22 protein-coding genes and 1 pseudogene are annotated in these 24,631 nt (G+C 60.4%); 11 read left to right on the top strand and 12 right to left on the bottom strand.

Features of this window, described 5'->3' with window-relative positions; translation table 11 throughout:
* Window positions 1-23: 23 nt before the first annotated feature.
* Genes M5C71_RS08195 through M5C71_RS08185 form a run of 3 tightly spaced genes read right to left on the bottom strand, consistent with a single transcriptional unit; the run spans window position 24 to window position 2,930 of the window.
* Window positions 24-1,589 (bottom strand): glycosyltransferase family 39 protein, encoded by a 1,566-nt coding sequence (locus M5C71_RS08195; RefSeq protein WP_103498367.1) that lies wholly within the window; start codon window positions 1,587-1,589, stop codon window positions 24-26.
* Window positions 1,590-1,617: 28 nt separating this feature from the next.
* Window positions 1,618-2,553: a glycosyltransferase family 2 protein gene (locus M5C71_RS08190; protein WP_248767603.1), complete on the bottom strand. Its 936-nt coding sequence runs from the start codon at window positions 2,551-2,553 to the stop codon at window positions 1,618-1,620.
* Window positions 2,550-2,930: a GtrA family protein gene (locus tag M5C71_RS08185; RefSeq protein WP_248767602.1), complete on the bottom strand. Its 381-nt coding sequence runs from the start codon at window positions 2,928-2,930 to the stop codon at window positions 2,550-2,552. The genes M5C71_RS08190 and M5C71_RS08185 overlap by 4 nt, the downstream gene beginning before the upstream one ends.
* A 507-nt stretch (window positions 2,931-3,437) precedes the next feature.
* Here M5C71_RS08185 and M5C71_RS08180 point away from each other — a divergent pair.
* Together M5C71_RS08180 and M5C71_RS08175 are read left to right on the top strand one after the other, a co-directional pair.
* Window positions 3,438-4,562: an OpgC domain-containing protein gene (locus M5C71_RS08180; RefSeq protein WP_103498370.1), complete on the top strand. Its 1,125-nt coding sequence runs from the start codon at window positions 3,438-3,440 to the stop codon at window positions 4,560-4,562.
* A 146-nt stretch (window positions 4,563-4,708) separates the two neighbouring features.
* Window positions 4,709-7,810 carry a transglycosylase domain-containing protein gene (locus tag M5C71_RS08175; RefSeq protein WP_248767601.1) on the top strand — a complete coding sequence of 1,034 codons (3,102 nt, stop codon included), beginning with the start codon at window positions 4,709-4,711 and terminating at the stop codon, window positions 7,808-7,810.
* 16 nt (window positions 7,811-7,826) lie between these two features.
* On the opposite strand, the gene M5C71_RS08170 is transcribed toward M5C71_RS08175, so the two are convergent.
* Window positions 7,827-8,348, bottom strand: a complete 522-nt coding sequence (locus M5C71_RS08170) for a C40 family peptidase (protein WP_103498372.1) — start codon at window positions 8,346-8,348, stop codon at window positions 7,827-7,829.
* Between the two features lie 233 nt (window positions 8,349-8,581).
* Here M5C71_RS08170 and M5C71_RS08165 point away from each other — a divergent pair, with 233 nt between their 5' ends.
* The gene (locus tag M5C71_RS08165) at window positions 8,582-9,172 is read left to right on the top strand and encodes a PadR family transcriptional regulator (RefSeq protein ID WP_103498373.1); all 591 of its coding nucleotides are present in this window, start codon (window positions 8,582-8,584) and stop codon (window positions 9,170-9,172) included.
* Window positions 9,169-9,951 (top strand): siderophore-interacting protein, encoded by a 783-nt coding sequence (locus M5C71_RS08160; RefSeq protein WP_103498374.1) that lies wholly within the window; start codon window positions 9,169-9,171, stop codon window positions 9,949-9,951. Before M5C71_RS08165 ends, M5C71_RS08160 begins: the two co-directional genes overlap by 4 nt.
* 134 nt (window positions 9,952-10,085) lie before the next feature.
* On the opposite strand, the gene M5C71_RS08155 is transcribed toward M5C71_RS08160, so the two are convergent.
* Together M5C71_RS08155 and M5C71_RS08150 are read right to left on the bottom strand one after the other, a co-directional pair.
* On the bottom strand, window positions 10,086-10,739 hold the full coding sequence (locus M5C71_RS08155) for a Pr6Pr family membrane protein (protein ID WP_103494372.1): 654 nt from the start codon (window positions 10,737-10,739) through the stop codon (window positions 10,086-10,088).
* Window positions 10,740-10,756: 17 nt separating this feature from the next.
* On the bottom strand, window positions 10,757-10,987 hold the full coding sequence (locus M5C71_RS08150; RefSeq protein WP_103494373.1) for a VF530 family protein: 231 nt from the start codon (window positions 10,985-10,987) through the stop codon (window positions 10,757-10,759).
* A 321-nt stretch (window positions 10,988-11,308) separates the two neighbouring features.
* Between M5C71_RS08150 and M5C71_RS08145 the strand changes: the two are divergent.
* A pseudogene (locus tag M5C71_RS08145) lies at window positions 11,309-11,704 on the top strand (TonB-dependent receptor); the annotation flags it as partial.
* 80 nt (window positions 11,705-11,784) lie between these two features.
* On the opposite strand, the gene M5C71_RS08140 reads toward M5C71_RS08145, so the two are convergent.
* Together M5C71_RS08140 and M5C71_RS08135 are read right to left on the bottom strand one after the other, a co-directional pair.
* Window positions 11,785-12,438 (bottom strand): Pr6Pr family membrane protein, encoded by a 654-nt coding sequence (locus M5C71_RS08140; RefSeq protein WP_103494374.1) that lies wholly within the window; start codon window positions 12,436-12,438, stop codon window positions 11,785-11,787.
* A gap of 152 nt (window positions 12,439-12,590) precedes the next feature.
* Window positions 12,591-13,232, bottom strand: coding sequence for a Pr6Pr family membrane protein (locus M5C71_RS08135; RefSeq protein ID WP_248767600.1), 642 nt, complete (start codon window positions 13,230-13,232; stop codon window positions 12,591-12,593).
* Between the two features lie 564 nt (window positions 13,233-13,796).
* On the opposite strand from M5C71_RS08135, the gene M5C71_RS08130 reads away from it, so the two are divergent.
* Complete coding sequence (locus M5C71_RS08130; protein WP_103494376.1) at window positions 13,797-14,135, top strand: DUF3077 domain-containing protein; 339 nt, start codon at window positions 13,797-13,799, stop codon at window positions 14,133-14,135.
* Between the two features lie 170 nt (window positions 14,136-14,305).
* Here the strand turns inward: M5C71_RS08130 and M5C71_RS08125 are convergent, their stop codons facing one another.
* From M5C71_RS08125 to M5C71_RS08110, 4 genes are read right to left on the bottom strand one after another with little or no spacing between them, the layout of a single operon-like run.
* Window positions 14,306-14,728, bottom strand: a complete 423-nt coding sequence (locus tag M5C71_RS08125) for a group 1 truncated hemoglobin (RefSeq protein WP_103494377.1) — start codon at window positions 14,726-14,728, stop codon at window positions 14,306-14,308.
* A complete protein-coding gene (locus M5C71_RS08120; RefSeq protein WP_103494378.1) occupies window positions 14,728-15,588 on the bottom strand; it encodes a DUF3034 family protein in 861 nt (286 codons plus the stop codon). The genes M5C71_RS08125 and M5C71_RS08120 overlap by 1 nt, the downstream gene beginning before the upstream one ends.
* Window positions 15,589-15,593: 5 nt before the next feature.
* Window positions 15,594-17,951, bottom strand: a complete 2,358-nt coding sequence (locus M5C71_RS08115; RefSeq protein WP_103494379.1) for an EAL domain-containing protein — start codon at window positions 17,949-17,951, stop codon at window positions 15,594-15,596.
* Window positions 17,935-18,624, bottom strand: a complete 690-nt coding sequence (locus M5C71_RS08110) for a methylamine utilization protein (RefSeq protein WP_247263213.1) — start codon at window positions 18,622-18,624, stop codon at window positions 17,935-17,937. The genes M5C71_RS08115 and M5C71_RS08110 overlap by 17 nt, the downstream gene beginning before the upstream one ends.
* 297 nt (window positions 18,625-18,921) lie before the next feature.
* Here M5C71_RS08110 and lon point away from each other — a divergent pair, with 297 nt between their 5' ends.
* From lon to cmoB, 5 genes are all read left to right on the top strand, one after another.
* Window positions 18,922-21,354, top strand: coding sequence for an endopeptidase La (lon, locus tag M5C71_RS08105; RefSeq protein WP_103494380.1), 2,433 nt, complete (start codon window positions 18,922-18,924; stop codon window positions 21,352-21,354).
* 263 nt (window positions 21,355-21,617) lie between these two features.
* Window positions 21,618-22,010, top strand: coding sequence for a protease inhibitor I42 family protein (locus M5C71_RS08100; protein ID WP_103494381.1), 393 nt, complete (start codon window positions 21,618-21,620; stop codon window positions 22,008-22,010).
* Between the two features lies 1 nt (window position 22,011).
* On the top strand, window positions 22,012-22,647 hold the full coding sequence (locus M5C71_RS08095) for a lysoplasmalogenase (RefSeq protein WP_248767599.1): 636 nt from the start codon (window positions 22,012-22,014) through the stop codon (window positions 22,645-22,647).
* 246 nt (window positions 22,648-22,893) lie between these two features.
* Window positions 22,894-23,670 (top strand): carboxy-S-adenosyl-L-methionine synthase CmoA, encoded by a 777-nt coding sequence (gene cmoA, locus M5C71_RS08090; RefSeq protein WP_248767615.1) that lies wholly within the window; start codon window positions 22,894-22,896, stop codon window positions 23,668-23,670.
* Window positions 23,667-24,623: a tRNA 5-methoxyuridine(34)/uridine 5-oxyacetic acid(34) synthase CmoB gene (gene cmoB, locus M5C71_RS08085; protein WP_103498515.1), complete on the top strand. Its 957-nt coding sequence runs from the start codon at window positions 23,667-23,669 to the stop codon at window positions 24,621-24,623. The genes cmoA and cmoB overlap by 4 nt, the downstream gene beginning before the upstream one ends.
* Window positions 24,624-24,631 lie beyond the last annotated feature (8 nt).

The following is a 24,631-nucleotide window of genomic DNA, read 5'->3' as shown; positions in this document are numbered from 1 at the left end:
TGGCCGCCAAGAGCCAGGCGCCTTCATTCACACCTGACGGGGTTATCGCCTGGCACACTCCCACAAATCTCATACAACCCCAGAACATTATCGCCCATCACTGTTTGCGTGATCGAATGCCAGCGACGGGGAAGATCAACCTCGTCACCCGGCTTTTTATACGCGTAGTCCAGCCACCATACTCGACCTGTTGCCGTTTCAAGACGATCGAGAGACTCAACATAAGTGTCATCGCCATATTTCATCATCGGGGCAGAAAAGCCTGACGCGATGGGCCGATGGCCTGATGACGACGAAAAGTGCAACAACAGCTTCCGGTGTTTATCGTTGTAAAAATGCCCAGCGTAAAAGAGATAGGCATCGCTCACCACCAATACATCACCACTCATTGACTGGACGTTAAAATCCTCCATCAGCTCAGCCAGCCTATCGTCAGCCATCCGGTAAGGGTTGTTCATTGTATGCTGTTGACTATAAACATGGCTCAAGCCAAAAACCTCTACCGCTGACAATACGCCCACCGCGATGACAACCCCCCATCCATTACGCAACTTATCCAGTGCTATCGCCACAAGAAGAGGCATCATCACCGCAGAAAAAAACAAATAGCGCTCTACAAACACAGGGATATAGAAAGAGAATAAAAAAACGACAATCACCGTTAAAAAACCACATATGACAATCAGCGTTTGCACGGCGTACCGACTGCGGTCTTGCCACACCACTATAGCTCCGGTCAGCACATACACGATCGGTACCAGCCAGTAAATAAACGAATTGCAACCACGCCCATCGTTAACGATCAAGAATTTCCATATCGCCGATGGCAGGCTATAACCGGAAACGGGCTGAATCCAACCCACGCCAAAGGTGTTCAACTGGGTAAAAACACTCGACAACCATGGCAAGTAAAGCAGGACAATCACCCCGTTCGCCAGCCACCACTGGGGCCTCTCTATGCCTCGATGCCGCCCATAAGCCGGCAGACGGATCAACAGCAGGTACAGCCAATGGGAAAACGCGCAGAAAATCGAAAAATAATGGGTATAAAGTCCACTCACCATCAATAAAACATACATCACCAGGTAGCTGCTTTTTTGCGGTTTGAGCACCCAGTACACCAGCGCAAGGGTGGCGCCCGTCAGTTCGACCCCCATCAGCGCATACATGCGCACATCCTGGCTGTAGCGAACCGCGATAGGTAACAACGCCAGCAACAAGCCCGCCGTTATTGCCGCTCGCGGTGTTGAAACCATCCGCACCAGCCAAATGCCGAACCCGACGTTGACGACGCCAAGCACGGCACTGAAACCTCTCGTCCACATCAACGCATTGCTGTCGGTCAGTGCGACCAGCCCATGCAGGAGCATATAAAAAAGCGGAGGATGTACATCGCGGCCGCTTAACGTCCAGATATCAGCCAGCGGATAGGCAATCAACTCCAGGCTAAAACCTTCGTCAGACCATATGGAGGCGTGGGTCAACAAGTAAAAGCGCACCCCTGACGACAAGCCGATAATCGCGACAACCCACCACCCCATGGCGCGTGAACGCGTGGCCGTCACGGCAGTTGATGCGACGTCACTCATTGCGCTCCCACTCCCGGATCGACGGCTGTCATTTTTCCCGTCGGGTAGAAATAATGTCCTTTACCACATACCTGGGCCGATGCTTGGCCTCCATATAAATCCGTCCCACATACTCGCCCAATATCCCGATTCCGATCAGTTGTATCCCGCCTAAAAACAATATGGCCGTCATCAGTGATGGATACCCTGGTACTTCGTTACCAAAGAGTAGTTTGTCGATCACCATGTACCCGGCATACAGCAGCGCGAATAATGAGATCCCGCCGCCGATGTAGCTCCACAGGCGCAACGGCAGGGTACTGAACGAGGTGACCCCTTCGAGCGCCAGGTTCCATAATTTCCACGCATTGAACTTGCTCCGGCCACCGACACGGGATGCACGGTCGTATTCAATAATGGCGACCGTGAAACCGGCCCACGACAGTACGCCCTTCATGAACAACTGCTGTTCCGGCAAAACCTTGATGACATCCACCACCTTACGATCCATCAGGCGGAAGTCACCTACATTTTCCTCAATGTGGGTGTAGGCAATGTGCTTGAGCAGACGATAGAAGAGAGAGGCACTGTGACGCTTCAGGTAACCGTCACTGGAACGATCCCGGCGCTTGGCCAACACCACATCAGCGCCGTTTTGCCAGGCCTGGAGCAATAGGGGGACGACCTTGATCGGATCCTGCAGGTCAACATCGATGGGAATGACCGCCTCACCGCTGGCAAACTCAAGGCCGGCGAACAACGCCGGCTCTTTACCGAAGTTTCGTGAAAAATTGACCAGCACTACATTGTCATCCATCAGTGTCAACGCACGAGCGATGTTTTCCGTAGCATCTAAACTGCCGTCATTGATAAAAACAATTTCGACCTGGTAATGATTCAATCCAGGCTCTTGTCTGACGGTCTGGTAAAAAAGCTCAATGGTCTGCTCTTCATTGAACAGCGGAACCACCAAGGAAACTTTCACGTCGGCGTGCTCCGAAAGACCACGTAGCAGGCATAAAAGTAGCCCACCACCAAGCTGACGCCTGAAAAGAGGAACAATGTCACGATGCCAGGCATGGCCAACTCATCCCCAAGCCAGCCGATTGCCAGACTCAAAAAAGCCATGAAACCGATAAACGACAGATAGCGCGCCCAGGATGCAGCGCGCTTGAAGTTATATCGCGAGTTGGCATAAAAGGAGAAGGTCGTTGCCACGGCAAAGGCACAGACATTACTGACAAGCTGACCAACCGACAGGACGCTGTGCAGCGTCAGGAAGACGCCCCAGTGGATCAACGTATTAAGAACGCCAATATAAACGTAGATCGAAAAATGCTTGGGCAACACACACACGGCCATGTCCTTGATTCCGCAGCCGGAAAGAAATACCCGCCCGATAAGAGCCGAGGGGCGCTTCCACGTACAACGAAACGCCAGCGTGGTGATAGTTCAACACTAGGCCGCCTCAACAGGTCTGTCTACTGTCAGAAATCACAGGTACAAGCGAGTCCCCTTATGGCCTGAGCACTGCGCCGCCACTTCCGACCCGTACACACCTGTTATTTCTGACAGTAGGCAGGTCTGTCGGGACACTCTAGTGTCAAGTTCCTGCCCCGTGGATATCCGTTGCCAGGAAAACATGGACGCCAAGAAGCGGCATGAGGAAGCTCCTTCCCGCCTGCTCTGCCTGTCTGAAAAACAGCTCTGCTGGCAGGCAACCCTCGACACAAAATTGTGACATTCAGTAATACCCCCGCCTTTGCAATTCCCTCCGACTCACGCCAACCTGCACGCCGCCGCTGTGCGCATGCAATTTCTTACAGCAATAACAGCCCTATTCAACATTCGCCCAAGAGTTTTCCCGTGATGTCCAATGGACGCGATCATCGCATCGACTTTTTCCGCGGGTTGGCGCTGATCTTCATTTTCTGGGATCACGTGCCGCAGAACCCTCTCGCCAATCTCACCGTGCGCAATTTCGGTTTCAGCGACGCGGCGGAGATCTTTGTCTTTCTCGCCGGTTACGCCGCGATACTGGCCTACGGCAAGATCGCCCGCCGCGACGGTTTTCTGGTGGCCAGCGTGCGCATCCTGCGCCGGGCCTGGGTGCTTTATGTGGTGCATATCTTCCTGCTGGCGTTGCTGATGGGCATCGTGTTCTTTGCCAACAGCCAGGTGGAAACCCGTGACCTGGTGCAGGAAATGGGCTTGCAGTACTTCCTCACACACCCACAACAGGCGCTGGTGGACGAACTGCTACTGCGCTTCAAACCCAACCTGATGGACCCCCTGCCGCTGTATATCCTGTTGCTGCTCGGCCTGCCGCTGATCCTGCCGATGCTGCTGCGCAAAGCCGAATACGTGGTCGGGGTGTCGGTGCTGCTGTACCTGCTGGCGCCCTGGTTCCAGTGGAACCTGGCCGCCCAGGAGGGTGGCGTGTGGTTCTTCAACCCCATGGCCTGGCAGCTGCTGTTCGTGCTCGGTGGCGCGGCGGCGATCCATGGACAGCGGGAAAAGCGCCCGGAACTCCGCCCGCTGTCGCGGCAGCCGTTGTTCGTCACCTCGGCGGCCTATCTGCTGGCCTGCGCGGTGATCGCCTTGTCATGGAAATGGCCGCAGATACACGAAGCCTTCATGCCCAAGCTGTTGGGCGAGTGGCTCTACCCGATCAGCAAGACCAATCTGTCGCCGGCGCGCCTCCTGCATTTCCTGGCGCTGGCCTATGTGGTCTCGAAGCTGTTGCCCAATGGACGCTGGCTGAATCACTGGCTGCCCCGGCAGAGTTGCCGGATGGGCCGTTACTCGCTGGAGGTGTTCTGCTTTGGCGTGCTGCTGGCGCCGCTGGCGGACATGCTCAATGCCCAGGCTGGGGATGGCTGGCCGGTGCGGGTATTCAGTGCACTGCTGGGCGTGGCGTTGATGGCGGCGCTGGCGGGATGGCTGGACCTCAACAAGCGCCTGGGCCGGCCCGCGCCAGTAGCGATCGCCTGATACGAATCATTCGTCATTACAGCAGCCATGCCCCCCTGATGACCTGCCAGAAAAACCTGACCCACTTCACATATTTTTCGCCGCCTCCAAGCAGCGTCTAAGCTTCAGGCAAGTGCGATCAATCTGCGTGAATGGATGAATCGACTATGGGCGCTTTATGGCAATCCGATTCGAGCAACACTGTGGCGCCAGCCAACAGGGAGGATGAAGCGCCTTTACCGAAAAAACCGCGTAAGCGCAGGCTGTGGTGGCGGCTGTTCTGGCTCGTGCTGCTGATTGCCCTGGGATTGCTGGGGTTTGCCGCCTCGCGGGAAATGCGCAGCTCCAAGATCCAGGCACGGGAGTTCAGCCGTCTCGCCGCCGACCTCGGTTATTCGCTGGAGCCCGGGCCCAGTGACTCGATTCTCTATCCCGGCGACGGGCCTTTCGACAAGCGTCTGGGCTACAGCGCCCTCGGTGAATTCCTGCCGCGCCTGTTGAAACGCAATTATCGGATCGAGGCCCAGGCCCGCTTCTCCCCGGCACTGCTGGACTACAGCCAGGAAGGCTTTTTCGTACCATACAAGGAGAAAATCCAGGCCGGACTCTCGATCACCGATTGCCGCGGGGGCGATGTCTACCATTACGACTACCCACAACAACTCTATGCCAGCTTCGAAGCCATTCCGCCGTTGGTGGTCAATAGCCTGCTGTTTATCGAGAACCGTGACCTGCTCGACCCGAAGCAGCCCCAGGCCAACCCCGCCGTTGACTGGCCACGCTTCGGCAAGGCGGTGCTGTCGCAGATTGCCAAGGTCCTGCACATGGGCGGCCAGACCGCCGGCGGCAGCACCCTGGCGACCCAATTGGAAAAATACCGGCACTCGCCGGACGGCCTGACCCTCTCCGGCGGTGAAAAAATCCGCCAGATGATTTCCGCCAGCGTGCGCGCCTACCAGGGCGGGCCGCAAACCCTGGAAGCGCGCAAGGATGTGGTCCGCGACTACCTCAACAGCGTGCCGTTGTCCGCCGTGCCCGGGCATGGCGAAGTGCATGGCATGGCGGAAGGCTTGCGGGTCTGGTACGGCGCGGATTTCGCCCAGGTCAACGCCCGCCTGAACAGCGTGGCCAGCGATCCCCTGAGCCTGTCCCAACGCGGCCTGGCCCTGCGTGAAGTGCTGTCGCTGATGATTGCCCAACGCCGGCCCTCCCATTACCTGGCCCGCGGCCGCGACGAATTGGCCGAACTGACCGACAGCCATATCCGCCTGCTGGCCCAGAACGCGGTGATCGACGGTCCCCTGGCGGCCGCCGCGCTGGCCAGTAAAGTGACCTATCGCGACTGGCAGCAGGAACCGACGATCCAGCCGGTGGAGTCGAACAAGGGCATCAGCGTGGCCCGCAGCCGCCTGTCGGCCATGCTCGACCGCCCACTCTACGACCTCGACCGCCTTGATCTCTCGGCCACCAGCACCTTGCAATCGGACCTGCAAAGCCAGGCCAGCGACTACCTCAAGCGCCTGGCCGACCCTGAGTTCGCCAAGTCCCTGGGACTGTTGGGCGAACACCTGCTGACCCCCACCAGCACGCAACAGGTGCGCTACAGCTTCACCCTCTTCGAACTCACCCCCGACAGCGCGCGGGTGCGAGTGCAGACCGACAGCACCGACCAGCCCTTCGACATCAACGAAGGCAGCAAGCTCGAACTGGGCTCCACCGCGAAACTGAGGGTGCTGACCAGCTACCTGCAGATCATTTCCGAACTGCACGACCGTTATGGCAACCAGTCACCCGCCGAACTGAAAAAAGTGGCGAATGACGCCCAGGACCCGATCACCCTCTGGGCGGTGGACTACCTGGCGCAAAACAGCGATCGCTCCTTGCCGAAAATGCTCGACGCGGCCCTCAGCCGGCAATACTCGGCCAACCCCGGCGAAAGCTTCTTCACCGGCGGCGGTTTGCATCACTTCCATAACTTCCGCAAGGAAGACAACGGCCGCAGCCCGACCTTGCGCGAAGCCCTGCGCGAGTCGATCAACCTGCCGTTTATCCGCCTGATGCGCGACCTGGTGCGCTACAGCACCTACCAGGGCCCGAACAACAGCGCCGAATTGCTCAAGGACGACAACGAGCCACGTCGCCAGGAATACCTGGCGCGCTTTGCCGACCGCGAGGGCACGGCCTTTATGCTGCGCTTTTGGAAGAAGTACCAGAACAAGACGTCCCAGGAGCGCCTGGACACCTTCCTCGACGGCATGCACCCGACGCCGATTCGCCTCGCCGCCGTGCATCGCTACCTGCTGCCGAACGCTCCGCAAGCGGTTTTCAATACCTTTGTCCGGGCCCACCTGAAAACCGAGAAAGTCACCGACGAACGCCTGGCCAAACTCTACAAGACCTACGGCCCCGGCACCTTCGACCTGCCCGACCAAGGCTTTATCGCCAAGGTTCACCCGCTGGACCTGTGGTTGCTCGGCTACCTGTTGAATAACCCCCAGGCGCACTTCAGCCAGGTGGTGGCCGCCAGCGAATTCGAACGCCAGGAAGTCTATGGCTGGCTGTTCAAGAGCAAGCACAAGAGTGCCCGCGACAGCCGGATCCGGGTGATGCTGGAGATCGAAGCCTTCCTCGATATCCATCAGCGCTGGCAACAGGTCGGCTACCCCTTCGATCACCTGGTACCGTCGCTGGCCACCGCCATCGGCAGTTCCGGCGACCGTCCGGCGGCGCTGGCCGAACTGGTGGGGATCATCCTCAACGACGGCGTGCGCATGCCGACCCTGCGTATCGACAGCCTGCACTTCGCCGCCGGTACACCTTACGAAACCCGCCTGGTCAACGACCCGGACAAAGGCAAACGGGTGATGCCGTCAGAGGTCGCCACGGCCCTGCGCGAAGCCTTGTCACAAGTGGTGGATGCGGGCACCGCACGACGGGTTTCCGGCAGCTTCAAACAGCCGGACGGCACACCGCTGGCCATGGGTGGGAAAACCGGTACCGGCGACAACCGCATCGAAGCCATCGGTGCCGGCGGGCGGGTCTTGAGTTCGAAGTCGATCAACCGCACGGCGACCTTTGTGTTCTACATCGGCGATCATCACTTCGGCACCCTGACCGCGTTCGTGCCGGGGCGCTCGGCCGAGTCGTTCAAGTTCACCTCGGCGTTGCCGGTACAGGTGCTCAAGGGCATGGCGCCGATCCTGACGCCTTACCTGCAACCGGGCAGCAACACCTTGTGCACCGCACAGAAGGTCGCGCAAACGCCCTGACGACAGGAGAAAAACCTCAGCGGGTCGTGTGAAATCGCTTGGCGAGGGTGTAGCTCTTTTTCCAGTAGCTATTGCTCAGCGAATCGATGCGTACCGTCTTGCCGCTGCGCGGCGAGTGAATGAATTTGTCTCCGCCAATATAGAGCCCGACATGATTGACGGTGTTCTGCCCATTGCGCCGGAAGAACACCGCATCGCCGGGCTTGAGGTTTTTCCGTTCGATGGTCTTGGCGTTGGAGCGGCGCATGGCAACGGTGGTGCGCGGCAGCTTGATATCGGCTTCCTGCTGAAACAGATAGACCAGCAAGCCGCTGCAATCAAAGCCGTTGACCGACATCCCGCCCCACCGATAGGGCGTGCCGATCAACTCATGGGCACGGCCCACGACATTGTCGATGGGCGCTGGCGCGGCCTTGGGCCGCAGCCCCTTCAGGACCTTGGCCGATGAAACAGGTTTCGCCACATCGAGGGTGGCGTGAGCCGACAGGAACAGGCCCGGTGACACCCACAGCAGCGCGCCGAACAAGAAACTGGGCATGATAAATCCCGCCTTTTTGACACAAGACGGCATGGTAAAGAGCTGTTCCAGCCTTGCTTAGAGTGCTTTTCTCCAATTGGCGTAGGGAAAAACTCCAAGTCGACACAGAAAACACAAGCACCCCCTGAGAGACGTATAAGCACAAACGGGCCGCGCGTCCGTTCGTCACTTTTTCTTGCCGAGCGTTTAAGATATATCTTAAGGTATATCTTAACTAGACAGGAGAAAGAGAAATGAGAGAGGAACATCCCCACCATCGTCACCATCCCCGGGAATTCGGCGATGGCCATGACGGTTTCGAACGTCGCCCCGGTCGCGAACGCGGCGGCCGCGGCCCCCGGGTCTTCGCCCCCGGCGACCTGAAGCTGTTGCTGCTGGCGTTGATTGCCGAACAGCCGTGCCACGGCTACGACCTGATCCGCCAGATCGAAGGCATGTTCGACGGTGCCTACAGCCCGAGCCCCGGCGTGATCTACCCGACCCTGACCTTCCTCGAAGAAAGCGAAATGATCCTCGGCGACGCGGCTGCCGGGAAAAAGAGCTACAGCGTGACCGACGCCGGACGTCAGTCCCTGATCGAACAGGCCGTGGCCCTCGATGGCGTACGCATGCGCATCGATGTCAGCAAGCGTTCGCTGCGCGGCCATGAACGGCCGCTGGAAATCCACGAGGCGGTGCACAACCTGCGCCACGCCCTGCAACTGCACAACGGTCGCTGGAGCCCGGAAGAAATCCTTCGGGTTCGCGACCTGCTGAACAACACCGCCAAGGCCATCGTCGATGGGCCAGCATCCGCTCCATCCTGCTCGGAGAAACCGGAATGAATGCAGTCAATCAACAAGGGATTCACCGTGTCATGCACGAGATCAAACGACGCCGCCTGGAAGTGTTGCGGGTCGTCGACCTCACCCCGCGCATGCGCCGCATCACCCTGGGCGGGCCGGAGCTGGCGGGTTTTATCAGCCTGGGCACGGACGACCATGTAAAGGTGTTTTTCCCACAGAACGCCGCCGAACAGGCCGCGCTGGAAACGATGGTGCTGGGGGCCAAGGACAACGGCCCGATGCCGGCCATGCGTGACTACACCCCACGGCGTTATGACCTGGAAAGCGGCGAACTGGATATCGACTTCGTGCTGCACGGCGACGGCCCCGCCGCGACCTGGGCGGCCCAGGCGGCGCCCGGTCAGTTCCTCAATATCGGCGGCCCTCGGGGTTCGATGGTGGTCCCGGATATCTTCGACAGCTACCTGCTGATCGGCGATGAAACCGCGTTGCCAGCCATTGCTCGGCGCCTGGAAGGGCTGGCGGCCAATCGACGGGCTCGGGTGGTGATCGAGGTGGAGAATGCCGGGGAACAGCAGGTGCTGCAGAGCCCGGCACAGGTCGAGGTGACCTGGGTACGACGCGATGCGCCGGAGCAGGATCTGCTGCGCACCGTCGAACAGCTGAATATCCCCGAAGGCAGCCTGTATGCCTGGGTGGCGACCGAAGCGGCGCTGTCGCGCAAGATCCGCAAGGTGCTACTGGGCAGCCATGGTTTGAACGAGGAATTCCTCAAGGCGGTCGGCTACTGGAAACTGGACGACAGCGCCGAGGAGTAATTCGTCGCTAGGGAGGGCCTCTTCGCGGGCAAGCCCTGCTCCTACAGGGTTGTGTCGTACACAAGGTCAGCGGACGCCGCGAAACTGTAGGAGCAGGGCTTGCCCGCGAAGGCGTCAACCCGGACACCACAGCTCTACCTGCCACCCCGCCACCGATCCACCCCGATCAACACCCCCGACACCAACAAAAAACCCAGCAGAATCTGCCCGGCATTGATAAACACCTGTGGATAACCCAACTTATCCACATCAAAAAAGGGATACGGGTACACCCCGATCAGATGCCCGCGCAGCAGCACATAAGCGAAATAGACCACGGGATAGATCGCCCAGGGCACTCCATCCCACAACCGCAAAGTGCCCTTCCTCACGCAACACCACCAATAGACCACAAACAGCACCGGCATCACGTCGTGCATCAACTCATCGGCCAACCACTGAAACCCCTGGGGATGCCACAGATGGCGCAACAACAGGTTGTAGGCCAGCCCGACCACCACGATGCTCGCCGTCACCCCCGTCTGCACCGCCGGTTTGAGAAACCAGCGCCTGCCCGCTGAATCCCGCGAAGTCACCGCACAGGTCAGCACCGTCGCCGCCAGGGTATTGGTCAGCACGGTGAAAAAACTGAAGAAGGTCACCACCCCGCCGATCAGGCTGGCCTCCACCTGCCAGCGAAAAATCAGCAGCAGATAGAGCTGGATCGCCAGTCCGCCCCAGCCCAGGAACGCCGCGCCCAGCAACAGCAGCCGACGCAAACCGCCCGAGGTTTGCACTGCGCCATGCATCGCTGCGCTTTCCGTATTCACAGCTCGCGCTTGGTACGCGCCAGCTTGATATAGAGAGCCTCGACCTTCTCCCGCGCCCAGGGGGTCTTGCGCAGGAACGTCAGGCTCGACTTGATGCTCGGGTCACTCTTGAAGCAACGGATATCGATGCGTTGCGCCAACCCTTCCCATTCGTAATGGGTCACCAGGGCCGTGAGGATCTGCTCCAGGGTCACGCCGTGCAAAGGGTTGTTGTTCGATGCCGTCATGCCAGGCCTTCAGGTCAGGAAATGGAAGAAGCCGCGCACCTTAGCCGAGCCTTGGGGCGGGGGGAAGAGCCACGGGCGAAGACAAGGCGTCCCGTATCTGAAATGACTGTAAGACCACTCTGATGTAGCACGCGAATTGCGCTCGAGCGACAGTCCTGTAGGAGCCAGCTTGCTGGCGATCAAACGCAAGAACGCCTCCTGCTTCAAGTCTAGCGCTGCAATCGGAAACACCTGGGGTTTTGTTTTCCTGACTCTACGAGCTGTACGCCAAAGGTGCCCACGTGGCGATCGGCACCGGTGAACTGGGCGATGCCAACCTGCCTTGGCGAAAGCACCTACGGCAAATTTGCCTTGGAACTGTCCGGGGACTACACCCGAACCACCAACCTCGACACCGGCGAAGCGCTGCCACGGATCGCCCCGTTGCGCCTGAACAGCGGCCTGCTGTGGGAACTGGATCGCTGGCAGGCGCGGATCGATGTCGAGCATGCGACGGGACAGGGACGAGTGCTGGCCAACGAAACCGGGGCCTCGGGGTACACCACGTTCGGTGCCAGAGCCAGTTATCACTTCGACATCTGCAGCAGCCAGTGGCTGGCCTTCGTCAAGGGCGACAACCTGACCAACCAGACCGTGCGCTACGCCAGTTCGATCCTGCGGGATATCGCCCCGGCGCCGGGAAGCAGTGTCGAGTTCGGGTTGCGGACCACGTTCTGACCTTCCTTGCGAAGGCGGTGCCTGTGAACAAGACGGCCGCCTCTCGGTGGCCGTCTTTTTTACCCGCCTCGTGTGCAGGATCAGCGATTGCCTTTCCAGCGATCCACGGCAATCACCACCAGCGATATCACCACAAACGCCACCAGCACCATCACAGCATTGATAAACACCTGTGGATAACCCAACTGATCCACGTCGATAAAAGGATAGGGATAGGAGCCGACAAAGTAGCCACGCACCAGGGCGTAAACGAAGTAGACCGCCGGATAGATCAGCCACGGCCAGAAATCCCGCCATTGCAGGGTGCCCTTGGGCACGCAGAACCACCAATAGATCACAAACAGCACCGGCATCACGTCGTGCAGCAACTCATCGGCCACCCACTGCAGGCCCTGGGGGTTCCACGTATGGCGCAACAACAGGTTGTACGCCAGCCCGACCAGCACGATGGCGGCGGTCACACCGCCCTGGACCTTGGGGTTGAGAAAGAACCGCCGAAACGGCGAATCCCCTGATGTGGCCGCGCAGGTCAGCACGATCGCCACCAGGATATTGGTCAGCACCGTGAAATAGCTGAAAAAGATATCCACACCGCCCAACAGGCTTTTGTCGCCCTGCCAGCGCGACATCAGGATTAGATAGAGCTGGAGGGCCAATGCAAACCATCCCAGCAGTGCCGCGATTTTCACGGCAATGCCCCCCGTGCTCTGCGTTAACACCATTTCGTTGCTCATAACCTATCTCCTGGCTACGCGGCACCTGCGACGGCAAAGCCCCAATCGATTGGACGCTTATAAACAGGCTGTCTATTGAGCAAGACCCTAGAAGAAAGCGGGACAAGGCTCTACTGTCAGAAATGACAGTCCTGACCAGCGGTCATCGTCGTTCAACGCTGGCCTCGCCAGCGATCCACGGCTATCAGCAGCACCGACAGCAGCACGAATACCAACACCACCAGCCCGGCATTGATAAACATCCGGGGATAACCCAGCTCCCCCACATCGATGAAGTCATAAGGGTAGGCACCAATCAGGTATCCGCGCACCAGAAGGTAAACGCAGTAGACCAGCAGATAGATCAGCCACGGCAGCGCATCCCGCCATAACAAGCGACCCCTTGGCGCACAGAACCACCAATAGAGCAAAAACAGTATCGGCATCACGTCGTGCATCAACTCATCGGGGACCCACTGGAACTCTTGAAAACTCGACGGAACTCGCAACAGCAGGTTGTACGCCAGGGCGACCAGAATCATGCCGACCGCCGCGCCCCCTTGAACCGAGGGCTGGAGAAAGAAACGCCGCAGGGTCGAATCTCCCGAGGTTGCCACGCAGGTCAACACCAGCGCCGCCAGGATATTGATAAGCACCGTGAGATAACTGAAGAAGTCATCCAGTCCACCCAACAGGCTCCCCGCATCCTGACAGTTCTGGTAGAACTGGATGCCCAATGTCACCCAGCCCAGAAGCGCAACGCCCTTCAGGACAATCCCGCTCCAGCCTGGCGTCCAAACCCTGTCATCGCTCATGAGCTTGGTTCCTGACTCTCGCAACCTCTGCGATCCCAAAGATCCCCGTCGGTCGAGCACTCGATACAACACAGTGCCTTTGAGCATGACCCTAGAAGAACGCGAGATAAGGCTCTACTGTCAGAAATGACAGTCCTGACCAACGGCAGACCCGCTCGCAGGTGTTTTGGAAAAGCGCTACCGACTGATGAGGCTGGTGCGGCGCGTTAGCGGTCCCTGGAAGGCTTGATGGATCAACCCCGAATGCGACTTTGCTCTTTCATTCGTATGAAGTTTCCTAGAAAATCCTGACCGCTTGCGCCTGCCAAAACACGTGGCTAGTCTTCGTTCGTCACTGCCAATTCAGTGATCGGGTTTAGTAGCCCGCGTGAGCTTTAGGCGCATGGTGTCATCGTGCTGTCAGGTCCTTTTATTGCCTGAACATTATGGTGGCTGTGCGCAGGGCGCCTTCGGGTGCACCGGTTCCTTAGCTCGCCGGCCTACTAACCTGCGTACAGCTGCCACCCTCCAATCGTTTAGTAGCGACGCGGTAGCAGCTCAACCTACGTTGAGAGAGCTAAATCAATGTCGAAGATTACCCCCGATCCACCCGTCAACCCGCTGTACAAGCACGACAAGACCAGCGACCGGATATTCGCCCATTACAACCTGCCGCCGCTTGAACCGCCTGAGCCTTACAAACTGCCGGAGAGCCTGTACCGGATCCGCACCGATGTGCGCTCGGAAGAGTCGCTGACCGCCGCCTATGAGCTGCTGGAGTCGGCAGCGGCGACGGCCTATGAATCCGTGGAAAACCTGAGCGGCGCCAATCGCAAGGTGGTGCTGGGCGTGGTGCACCTGATCGAGTTGGCGAAGGCGTTGGTGGATTCGGCGTTGAATGAGCGCGGAGGAGAACACCTCTAGGTTTTGTGGTGCCTGGGCCGACGCATTCGCGGGCAAGCCCTGCTCCTACAGTTTTGCGTCGATCACAGGTTTTGCGCACGACACAAATTTGTAGGAGCAGGGCTTGCCCGCGAAGAGGCCAGTAGCCGTTATGCAAACCCCCAGGCAAACGCTTACAGGCGTTATTCAACCTAATGCTGAATAACCTCACCCCGCATCGGCGCCAGCCGGGCAATCAAACGATTCTGCACCGGCACCGGAATGCCCTGGGTATCCATCGCCGCAATCAGGTCTTCCACCAGCGCATTAAAATCGCTGCGGCTGACGTTCTGACCCTTGTGGCTCTCGGCCATGGTGTCGCCGGTGTACACGCAGGGCCCACCCGCCTCGACGCAGAACTGCTCGACCAACTTGTCCCGCAAACGCTGGATATCGATCTTGCGAAAACGCTCGACGATCCGCGGATCGTGGGCAATGTTCAACAGCATGCCCTCGACAATCCGGGTAATCCCCGCCCGCTCGCCCAGGTCACGATAGAGGCTGTCATCCTTGGGTGGCTGCTGGGCACAACCGGCCAGCAGCAGAACCACCAGCAGCAGTTTCAGGCCACGCATCAGAAACTCCCCTGCACGGACAGATAGGTGCCGTTCTGGTTATCCAGGGTCGCGATTTCTCCGAGCTTGGCGTAAGCCAGGACAAAGGACACATGCTTGTTGGGGAAGTAGCCGATAAACAGGTCAGCCCAATCGCTCTCACCGGAAAACGACAGGTTGTCCGGCTTCTGCCGATACTCCACGCCCATGGCCCAGCGCGGGTTGAACAGCACCGCCACCGAGCCTTCCTTGAGCAGGCTGCGGGTATCGCGCCGATCGCCGCCGAAGCCCATCAGCCCCAGCTCGTTGGCCCGACTGTAGCGCACGCCGCCGTTGACCAGCAGGTTGTAACCGAAGGCCGCGCCCATGAACAGGCGGCTGACGGCCAGGTAGCCCTCCACATCCTGGTCACGCTTGGCGCCCACCAGTTGCGGAATCTCGAAGTTGGTCTGGTGCTTGTACTCAAGCCCCAGGGACACCTGGGGCAAGCGGTCGTAGATCACATCACCGAACAGGCGCACCTTAAGGCCAAGGATGTCCTGCCCCAGATGATCTTCCGGCAGGCTCAGCTTGCTGACCAGCGACCCGAGGTCGAAGCGCTGGCGGGCAAAGGAAACCTCCACGCGGTTGTCGTAGGACGACGCGACCCCGGCCACATCGAGCCGATAATCCGGGAGATTGACCGTGGTGGCGAACGCGGTGGCGCTCCACTCGTTCTGCTCGCCATAGCCGGTCAGCACCGCCCAGGGCGTGATCCCGCCGCCCGCCGGGCCTTCGAGGCTGCTGGCCCCGCCCGTGGCGATCAAACGGCCGTTGTCGGCCAGAACCGGTTGCGCTCCCAGGCAGGCCAGGCCGCAGAGCAAGAGAGATAAACGCTTCATGGCCGTCAATGAACCACAACGGACGGTGAACCCAAAGGTAAGGCAACCCAGGCCTCGAACGCTGCCGCGGTCAACGGGCGGCTGATCAGGTAACCCTGGGCGGTGTCGCAATGCCAGCGCTCCAGCAGACGCAAGCTATGTGCATATTCGACGCCCTCGGCGACCACCTTCAGCCCCAGGTTGTGGCTCATTTCGATGGTCGAACGGACGATCACCGCATCCTCGCTGGTTTCATCCAGGTCGCGGACAAAGGATTGGTCGATCTTCAGTTCCTGCACCGGCAGACGCTTGAGGTGGGCCAGCGACGAGTAACCGGTGCCGAAGTCATCCACCGACAGGCTGATGCCGCACTCGCGCAGCCGGTGCAGGACCTTCAAGGCCTGCTCGGGCTCGCGCATCACGGCGCTTTCGGTGATCTCGAAAATCAATTGTTCGGCCGGCAGCCGGTATTGCTTGAGCAACGCCGAAACCCGGTCGGTCAGGTCGGGGCCGAGCAGGTCCTCCGCCGAAATATTCAACGACAATTGCAGGCGCAGGCCACGCTGGTTCCACTCCGACAACTGGCGTATGCCCTCCTCGATCACCCAGTGGGTGAGGATCTGGATGCTGCCGGTGCGTTCGGCCAGGACGATGAACTCCGCCGGCGAAACCATGCCGAACTGCGGGTGTTGCCAGCGCAACAGGGCTTCGGCCTGACGCACGCGACCCTCACGGATATCCAGCTTGGGTTGATAATGCAACAGCAGCTCGCCGTTGGCGGCGGCATGGCGCAGGTCGCGAATCAGGGTGACCTGGCGGCGATGCGCGAGGTCGCGCCCCTGTTCGTAGATCTGGATGCGGCCGGGAATCTGCTCGGCATCTTTCATGGCGATGGCGGCGCGGCTGAGCAGCTCTTCGGCGGACAGGCCATCCCCCGGGAAGGCGGCAATCCCTATCCGGCAATCCAGGGCCACTTCATGCCCGGCAATCCGCTGGGGCTTGAGCAACAGCTGCTGGAGCTTGTCCGCGGTGGCGACCGCGCCGTCGCTGGCGGTACCCTGCAACAGCAGCAGGAACTCGCCGCCGATCAGGTGCGCGACGGTATCGCCGGCACGCAGGGCGCCCAGCAGGCGCTGGCCGACCTGTTGCAGCATCAGGTCCACCGCGTCGGGACCACCGGCTTCGCCGATCGCCCGCAGGTTGTCGATCTCCAGGTAGACCAGGGCCACCGACCGCCCGGCGCTGATCGCACTGCCCAGGCGTTCCATGGCCAGCGCCCGGTTGGGCAGCCCGGTGAGCCCGTCGTGCAAGGCATTGTGCGCCAGTTGCTGCTCGCGCTCGGCAATGCCGCTTTGCATGGAGTTGAAGGCGGTGGCCAGGAGTCCCAGCTCGTCACTGCGCTTGAGCGGCACCGGGGTCTGGTAATCGCCCTGGCCGATCCGTTCCGCCGCCTGGGCCAGCGCCCGCACCGGTTGCGAAACGCTGCGCGCCAGCAACAAGGCACCGGCCAGGGACGCCACGAGCGAGATCAGGGCGATCAGCAGAATGTTCTGGTCGAGGGGCGCGAATGCCTGCATCGCCGCATCCAGTGGACTTTGCAACAAGGCGATGACCTGGTTGTCATTTTCATCGGCGGTGCTGGCCAGCATCAGCGTCTTGCTCAGGAAACTGTGCTGCTCATATTCGGTCAGTTGCTGGATGTGTTTATCGGCGCTGGCGAGCATCAAGTGTTCAATGCTCTGCGCCATGGCCGGCGGCTGGGTGCTCACCAATTGCCCGGGCTGCTGCATATCCACGGTCAGGAACGACACTTCCAGGTTGCTCAACGAACGCAGCTCGCGGGCAAACTCGGTGTCCATGGAAAAGCCCATCACTACCCGGGCGATCGGCAAGGGCGCCAGCACCGTTGCTTCCACCAGCAGGTGCGGATGGCCCTGCAACGGCACGATCAGGGTCGACTGCTTGGCCCGCCGCGCTTCGCGCAACGCGTGGTCATAACGGAACTGCGAACCTTCTGGCATATCGTCCAGGGTACTGGCGAGGACCTTGCCGTCCATGCTCAGGAGGATCATGTCAGTGGCGTTGATGCGCTTGCCGTGGTTGATCAGCACCGAGCGGATGGTCGCCGAATCGCCGCTGGCCACGGCATCGCGAAAGCCGAAGTCCGACGCCAACAGTTGCACGCCATCGCTCAGGCGTCGGCTCTGGACATCCAGCAGGCGTTCGAACACCCGGGTACCGAGCTGCAATTGTTCGCCAGCCTGGCTGCGGATCGCGCTGTTGGTGGCGGCCTTGACGCTGAAATACAGCGCGCCGACCACCACCAGCAACAGCAGGATCAGGACGCAGGCGACCCGCGCCTGAAAGCTACTTCGCAGTTTCACTGACAGCTTTATTGAAGGCATCGCCGAAAGCACTCGGAGCCGGCGCCGCGGGTGCATCCGGCGACAGGGGTTGGATCGACAGGCTGAAGCGTTGCTTCAGGTCCGTGGCGGACACACCGATTTCGCCTCCTGGCTGCGGCAGCATATCGGCCACCTGGGGATGCCAGAGCGTTATGTGGTAGCGGCCGGCCGGCAGTTTGTCGAAGCGGATCAAGCCCTTTTTATCACTGACCGCAAACCAGGGATCGTCGGTCACATAGACATAGCCAAGCATCCAGTCATGGATGTTGCAACCCAACACCACGATACCCGGCTTGTCGAACAGCACCGGGTCCGACGGCGTGCCTTCGTAAAGACGCAGCTCGAAGCGCTTGGGCGCCGAGAAGGAATAGACCTGATGGCGGATATTGTCACTGTTGGGAAAGCGGATCTGGGTGCCGGTATGTACCGCCAGTACATGGGGGGCGTACTGTTTGTCGCGCTGGTCCATATCGGCCTTGAGGCTGAAGATCGGCGGCGGCACATCGCCCTGCAAGGTCAAGACCGCGTTCGGCAAGGGCTTGCCGTCCTGATCGACGATCTCGGCCTGGAAACCGGCGGCCACACCCAGGCCGCTCGACAGCAGACATGCAACAAACAGAAACAATCCGGTCAACGAAGTTGGGCGGGCCATGCAGCAACTACTCATCAGTGTGTGATCGTGGGGGCCGACCTTGGCATGAAAATGTTCCGCGAATGCAGATTACCGGGGGTTGCAGAGAAGAGCACGCGGCAAATACGGCCATTAGCCACTATCCTGGCACAGCCGACGACCAACCGCTTGATCGGCAAAACCTTTACATGCAAAACACTTCTGTACAACGCTTATTGATCAACTATCGGCCGACTTTCGCAAAGCTATACTCCCGGCCATTGAAACCACCGGCGGCTCGCCCCATCTAACTGGCATATATCACTGTGCAGGTGCCCCATGAGCGAGCAGCAGGAATTCCCTGAACATCCGACCCTAGAGGCCGACACCGAACACACCCTTGACGACGCCAACGCCGCGAGCGCCTCCGGCACCGGCCTGGCCCTGCCCGGGCAGAACCTGCCGGACAAGGTCTATATCATCCCGATCCACAACCGCCCGTTCTTCCCGGCCCAGGTGCTGCCGGTGATCGTCAACGAAGAACCCTGGGCCGAAACCCTGGAACTGGTGAGCAAATCCGATCACCACTCCCTGGCGCTGTTCTTCATGGACACGCCCAGCGAAGACACCCGCCATTTCGACACCAAGGCCCTGCCCGAGTATGGCACTCTGGTGAAAGTCCACCACGCCAGTCGCGAAGGCGGCAAATTGCAGTTTGTCGCCCAGGGCCTGACCCGGGTGCGCATCCGCACCTGGCTCAAGCACCATCGCCCACCGTACCTGGTGGAAGTCGAATACCCGCACCAGCCGAGCGAGCCGACCGATGAGGTCAAGGCCTACGGCATGGCCCTGATCAATGCGATCAAGGAGCTCTTGCCGCTCAACCCGCTGTACAGCGAAGAGCTGAAGAATTATCTCAACCGTTTCAGCCCCAACGACCCGTCGCCGCTGACCGACTTCGCCGCCGCCCTGACTTCGGCCACCGGTAACGAGTTGCAGGAAGTGCTCGACTGCGTACCGATGCTCAAGCGCATGGAAAAAGTCCTGCCGATGCTGCGCAAGGAAGTCGAAGTCGCGCGGCTGCAAAAGGAAATCTCCGCCGAGGTGAACCGCAAGATCGGCGAGCACCAGCGCGAGTTCTTCCTCAAGGAGCAGCTCAAGGTCATCCAGCAGGAGCTGGGCCTGACCAAGGACGACCGCAGCGCCGACGTCGAGCAGTTCGAACAGCGCTTGCAGGGCAAGGTCCTGCCGGCCCAGGCGCAAAAGCGCATCACCGAGGAAATGAACAAGCTGTCGATCCTCGAGACCGGCTCGCCGGAGTACGCCGTCACCCGCAATTACCTGGAGTGGGCCACCGCCCTGCCCTGGGGCGTGTATGGCGAAGACAAGCTCGACCTCAAGCACGCGCGCAAGGTCCTCGACCAGCACCATGCCGGCCTGGATGACATCAAGGCGCGGATCCTCGAATTCCTCGCGGTCGGCGCCTACAAGGGCGAGATCAGCGGTTCCATCGTGCTGTTGGTGGGGCCGCCGGGGGTGGGCAAGACCAGCGTCGGCAAATCCATCGCCGAATCCCTCGGGCGGCCGTTCTATCGCTTCAGCGTCGGCGGCATGCGCGATGAAGCCGAGATCAAGGGCCACCGCCGCACCTATATCGGCGCCCAGCCGGGCAAGCTGGTGCAGGCCTTGAAAGAGGTCGAGGTGATGAACCCGGTGATCATGCTCGACGAGATCGACAAGATGGGCCAGAGCTTCCAGGGCGACCCGGCCTCGGCGCTGCTGGAAACCCTCGACCCGGAACAGAACGTCGACTTCCTCGACCACTATCTGGACCTGCGCCTGGACCTGTCGAAAGTGCTGTTCATCTGCACCGCCAACACCCTGGATTCGATCCCGGGTCCGTTGCTGGACCGGATGGAAGTGATTCGCCTGTCGGGCTATATCACCGAGGAAAAAATCGCCATCGCCAAGCGCCACCTGTGGCCCAAGCAGCTGGAAAAAGCCGGTGTCAGCAAAAGCAGCCTGAGCATCAGCGACGGTGCCTTGCGGGCGGTGATCGACGGCTACGCCCGGGAAGCCGGGGTCCGTCAGTTGGAGAAACAACTGGGCAAACTGGTGCGCAAGGCGGTGGTCAAGTTGCTGGACGCGCCGGACACGGCGATCAAGATCGGCAACAAGGACCTTGAAGCCTCGCTGGGCATGCCGGTGTTCCGTAACGAGCAGGTGCTCTCCGGGGTCGGTGTGATCACGGGGCTGGCCTGGACCAGCATGGGTGGCGCCACCTTGCCGATTGAAGCGACTCGCATTCATACGCTCAACCGGGGGTTCAAGCTCACCGGGCAACTGGGTGAGGTGATGAAGGAGTCGGCGGAGATCGCCTACAGCTACGTCAGTTCGCATCTGAAGCAGTTTGGTGGCGATCCGGAGTTTTTCGATAAAGCCTTTGTGCATTTGCATGTGCCAGAGGGCGCAACGCCGAAAGACGGTCCGAGTGCCGGGGTGACCATGGCCAGTGCGTTGCTGTCCCTGGCGCGCAACCAGCCGCCGAAAAAGGGCGTGGCCATGACCGGTGAGCTGACGCTGACCGGGCATGTGCTGCCGATTGGCGGGGTGCGGGAAAAGGTGATTGCGGCGCGGCGGCAGAAGCTGTTCGAGTTGATCCTGCCGGAAGCCAACCGTGGGCATTTCGAGGAGTTGCCGGATTACTTGAAGGAAGGCATTACCGTGCATTTCGCCAAACGTTTCTCGGATGCGGCGAAGATTTTGTTCTAATTCTAAGCAGCAGGCATCTGGCTCGCCCGTGAGATTTCCAGCGTTCTCACGGGCCTCTTCGCGGGCAAGCCCTGCTCCTACAGGATTATGTCGTGCACAAGTTTTGCGTTCGACGATGAACTGTAGGAGCAGGGCTTGCCCGCGAAGCTTTTGGCGGCAATTACCGCCCCTACAGGATCATATTCGGTCTTGTTTCACAGGCATTAGTGCAACCCCAGCTCCACAGGTTATGCTCGGTCATCGCTGTAACAACTGGAGACACTATGACCCCGACTCGCCTGCTGCTGCCGTTAAGCCTCGCCTTGCTCGCCGCCTGTGCCCAGCAACCGCGCCAGAACGTGACGCTGGAAAAACAAAGTGACTGCCCGATGCAACTCAAGACCGGGCAGAACATGATCCTCAGCCTGCCCAGCAACCCCACCACCGGTTTTCGCTGGGCCATCCAGGACTCGGCGGGCGGCGTGCTGAAAAGCCTCGGCCCGGAGGTCTACCACAATCCCGACGACAACGGCCTGGTGGGCAGCGGCGGACAATCGACCTGGCGCTTCCAGGCCTTCGCCGCCGGCACCGGGCGCCTGCGCCTGACCTACCAGCAACCCTGGGAACCGGAAGCCACGCCGGCACAAAGCTTCGACTGCCCGATCACGGTGAACTGACATGCCTTGGCTGATCCTCGCCCTGATGGGGGCTGCCGCGTTCCTCTATGGCGTGAGCATCGAGCTGCCGATGCTGTGCCTGCTGACCAAGCCGGTGCCGGTGTTGGTCCTGCTCGGCTGGTTGCACGATGCGCCGGTGACCGATTATCGCCGCTGGATCGGCCTGGGTTTGATCTTTTCCCTGCTGGGAGACGTGCTGCTGGCCTGGCCGGGCGATCTGTTCGTGTTCGGCCTGGGCGCGTTTCTCGTCGCGCACCTGGCTTATCTCAAGGCTTACCTGGGCGACTGCCGTCGGTTGGCGCCATTGCCCTTGTTGCTGGCCCTGCTGATCGGCGTCGGGTTGCTCGGCATCCTGATGTCCAAGGGCCTGGGCGACCTGCTGATCCCGGTCACGGTTTACGCACTGGCCATCAGCGCCATGCTCTGGCGCGCCCTGGCCCGACTGGGTACCGATGTGCCCAAGCGCTCCGCGCTGTTGGCGGCGGCCGGCGCCCTGACCTTCGCCTTCTCCGACAGCCTGATCGGTATTGATCGCTTCGTGGTCAAGTTCGCTGCCGCGCCCTACCTGATCATCATTGCCTACTGGCTGGGACAATGGGGCATTGCGGCCTCGGCCTTCAGCCAGAAGCCGCGCTGAACGCAGCCTGCTCCTCTGTTCCTCTGCTCCTCTACTCCTCTACTCCTCTACTCTTCTGCCCTTCTGCCCTTCTGTAGGAGCGAGCTTGCTCGCGATGAACGCAAGGACACCACTGGCATCCAGATACCCCGCGTTATCGTTGACGCCCATCGCGAGCAAGCTCGCTCCTACAGTTTTAGTTTTCGGGGCGTGCAGGCTTGGCGTTTTATCCGACAAAGCGCGCATCGCGGCGCCAACTTGGCTAAAATGCCGGCCTTTTCAGCATCCGCCGGAACCGTCGTGAGCAAAGAACCCGATCGCCTTTTCGCCCAGCCCCTGGCCCAGGTGCCGGACTTCGTCTTCAACGAAGACGTGGTGCGGGTCTTCCCGGACATGATCAAGCGCTCGGTGCCCGGCTACCCGACCATTGTCGAGAACCTCGGCGTGCTCGCCGCGCAGTTCGCCCAGCCCCACAGCGTGCTCTACGATCTGGGCAGCTCCCTCGGCGCAGTGACCCAGGCCCTGCGCCGTCACGTACGCAGCGACGGTTGCCGGGTTATTGCTGTGGATAACTCCGCGGCCATGGTCGAACGCTGCCGCCAATACCTCAACGGCCAGGACTCGATGTTCCAGGAGCTGCTGCCGGTGGACGTGATCGAGGGCGATATCCTCGCCCTGGAATTCCAGCCGACCTCGGTGGTGGCGCTGAACTTCACCCTGCAATTTATCGCTCCCGAACAGCGCCAGGCCCTGCTCGGGCGTATCCGCCAGGCCTTGCTGCCCGGCGGCGCGCTGATTCTCTCGGAGAAACTGCGCTTCAATGATCCCGAAGAACACGCGCTGCTCACCGACCTGCACGTCGCCTTCAAGCGCGCCAATGGCTACAGCGAACTGGAAATTGCCCAGAAGCGCAGCGCCATCGAAAACGTCATGAAACCCGACAGCCTCGAAGAGCACCGCGAACGCCTGCTGGCCGCAGGTTTCTCGAAAGTCGTGCCCTGGTTCCAATGCCTTAACTTTGCCTCGTTGATTGCCCTGCCATGATCGATCTGTCTCCCCTCGCCCGCCGTCTGGCTGGCACCCCTTTGGCCGAATGGGCCAACGGCCTGCAAGCGCAACTCGATGCCCGCATGGAAAAAGGTCATGGCGACCTGGAACGCTGGCAGAGTGCGCTCGATGCGCTGCCGAAGATCCAGCCGACCCAGGTCGATCTGCTCAACGGCCTGACCCTGGACACGGATTGCGACGAAGCCACCCGCGCGCAGATGCGCACGGCACTGATGGGCTTGTGCCCGTGGCGCAAAGGCCCGTTCGATCTGTTCGGCGTGCATGTCGACACCGAATGGCGCTCGGACTGGAAGTGGTCGCGGGTCGCCCCGCACCTGGACCTCAAGGGCAAGCGCATTCTCGATGTCGGTTGCGGCAACGGCTACTACATGTGGCGCATGCTCGGGGCCGGCGCGGACACGGTGATCGGCGTCGATCCGAACTGGCTGTTCTTCTGCCAGTTCCAGGCGGTGCAACGCTATTTGTCGGAGCCGTCGGCCTGGCACCTGCCGTTCCCATTCGAGGACCTGCCGGCCGAGCTGGAAGGCTTCGACACGGTGTTTTCCATGGGCGTGTTCTACCATCGGCGCTCGCCCATCGAGCATTTGCTGGCGCTCAAGGATTGCCTGGTCAAGGGCGGCGAACTGGTGCTGGAAACCCTGGTGGTGGAAGGTGACGAGCATCAGGTGCTGATGCCGGAGGATCGTTATGCGCAGATGCGCAATGTCTGGTTCCTGCCGTCGGTGCCGGCGCTGGAGCGCTGGCTGCGCCGCGCCGGGTTCAGCGATGTGCGCTGTGTCGATGTGAGCGTGACCACGGTGCAGGAACAGCGCGGGACCGAGTGGATGAAGTATCAGTCGTTGAGTGACTTCCTGGATCCGGAGGATCACAGCAAGACCATCGAAGGGCTGCCGGCGCCGATGCGGGCAGTGATGGTCGCCCGCAAGTAAGGCAGGCC

This window comes from Pseudomonas sp. MWU12-2345, from assembly GCF_023242385.1.
GTDB lineage: Bacteria > Pseudomonadota > Gammaproteobacteria > Pseudomonadales > Pseudomonadaceae > Aquipseudomonas > Aquipseudomonas gingeri_D.
The sequence above is the reverse complement of the archived record's forward strand: the minus strand, read 5'-3'. Positions and strand labels throughout refer to the sequence as shown.

Bases quoted from the DNA above. Each gene is read 5' to 3' on its own strand.
- M5C71_RS08195 (WP_103498367.1), bottom strand. From the start codon at position 1,589: ATGAGTGACGTCGCATCAACTGCCGTGACGGCCACGCGTTCACGCGCC.
- M5C71_RS08185 (WP_248767602.1), bottom strand. From the start codon at position 2,930: ATGGCCGTGTGTGTGTTGCCCAAGCATTTTTCGATCTACGTTTATATT.
- M5C71_RS08180 (WP_103498370.1), top strand. From the start codon at position 3,438: ATGTCCAATGGACGCGATCATCGCATCGACTTTTTCCGCGGGTTGGCG.
- M5C71_RS08175 (WP_248767601.1), top strand. From the start codon at position 4,709: ATGGGCGCTTTATGGCAATCCGATTCGAGCAACACTGTGGCGCCAGCC.
- M5C71_RS08170 (WP_103498372.1), bottom strand. From the start codon at position 8,348: ATGCCCAGTTTCTTGTTCGGCGCGCTGCTGTGGGTGTCACCGGGCCTG.
- M5C71_RS08165 (WP_103498373.1), top strand. From the start codon at position 8,582: ATGAGAGAGGAACATCCCCACCATCGTCACCATCCCCGGGAATTCGGC.
- M5C71_RS08160 (WP_103498374.1), top strand. From the start codon at position 9,169: ATGAATGCAGTCAATCAACAAGGGATTCACCGTGTCATGCACGAGATC.
- M5C71_RS08155 (WP_103494372.1), bottom strand. From the start codon at position 10,739: ATGCATGGCGCAGTGCAAACCTCGGGCGGTTTGCGTCGGCTGCTGTTG.
- M5C71_RS08150 (WP_103494373.1), bottom strand. From the start codon at position 10,987: ATGACGGCATCGAACAACAACCCTTTGCACGGCGTGACCCTGGAGCAG.
- M5C71_RS08140 (WP_103494374.1), bottom strand. From the start codon at position 12,438: ATGAGCAACGAAATGGTGTTAACGCAGAGCACGGGGGGCATTGCCGTG.
- M5C71_RS08135 (WP_248767600.1), bottom strand. From the start codon at position 13,232: ATGAGCGATGACAGGGTTTGGACGCCAGGCTGGAGCGGGATTGTCCTG.
- M5C71_RS08130 (WP_103494376.1), top strand. From the start codon at position 13,797: ATGTCGAAGATTACCCCCGATCCACCCGTCAACCCGCTGTACAAGCAC.
- M5C71_RS08125 (WP_103494377.1), bottom strand. From the start codon at position 14,728: ATGCGTGGCCTGAAACTGCTGCTGGTGGTTCTGCTGCTGGCCGGTTGT.
- M5C71_RS08120 (WP_103494378.1), bottom strand. From the start codon at position 15,588: ATGAAGCGTTTATCTCTCTTGCTCTGCGGCCTGGCCTGCCTGGGAGCG.
- M5C71_RS08110 (WP_247263213.1), bottom strand. From the start codon at position 18,624: ATGGCCCGCCCAACTTCGTTGACCGGATTGTTTCTGTTTGTTGCATGT.
- lon (WP_103494380.1), top strand. From the start codon at position 18,922: ATGAGCGAGCAGCAGGAATTCCCTGAACATCCGACCCTAGAGGCCGAC.
- M5C71_RS08100 (WP_103494381.1), top strand. From the start codon at position 21,618: ATGACCCCGACTCGCCTGCTGCTGCCGTTAAGCCTCGCCTTGCTCGCC.
- M5C71_RS08095 (WP_248767599.1), top strand. From the start codon at position 22,012: ATGCCTTGGCTGATCCTCGCCCTGATGGGGGCTGCCGCGTTCCTCTAT.
- cmoA (WP_248767615.1), top strand. From the start codon at position 22,894: ATGCCGGCCTTTTCAGCATCCGCCGGAACCGTCGTGAGCAAAGAACCC.
- cmoB (WP_103498515.1), top strand. From the start codon at position 23,667: ATGATCGATCTGTCTCCCCTCGCCCGCCGTCTGGCTGGCACCCCTTTG.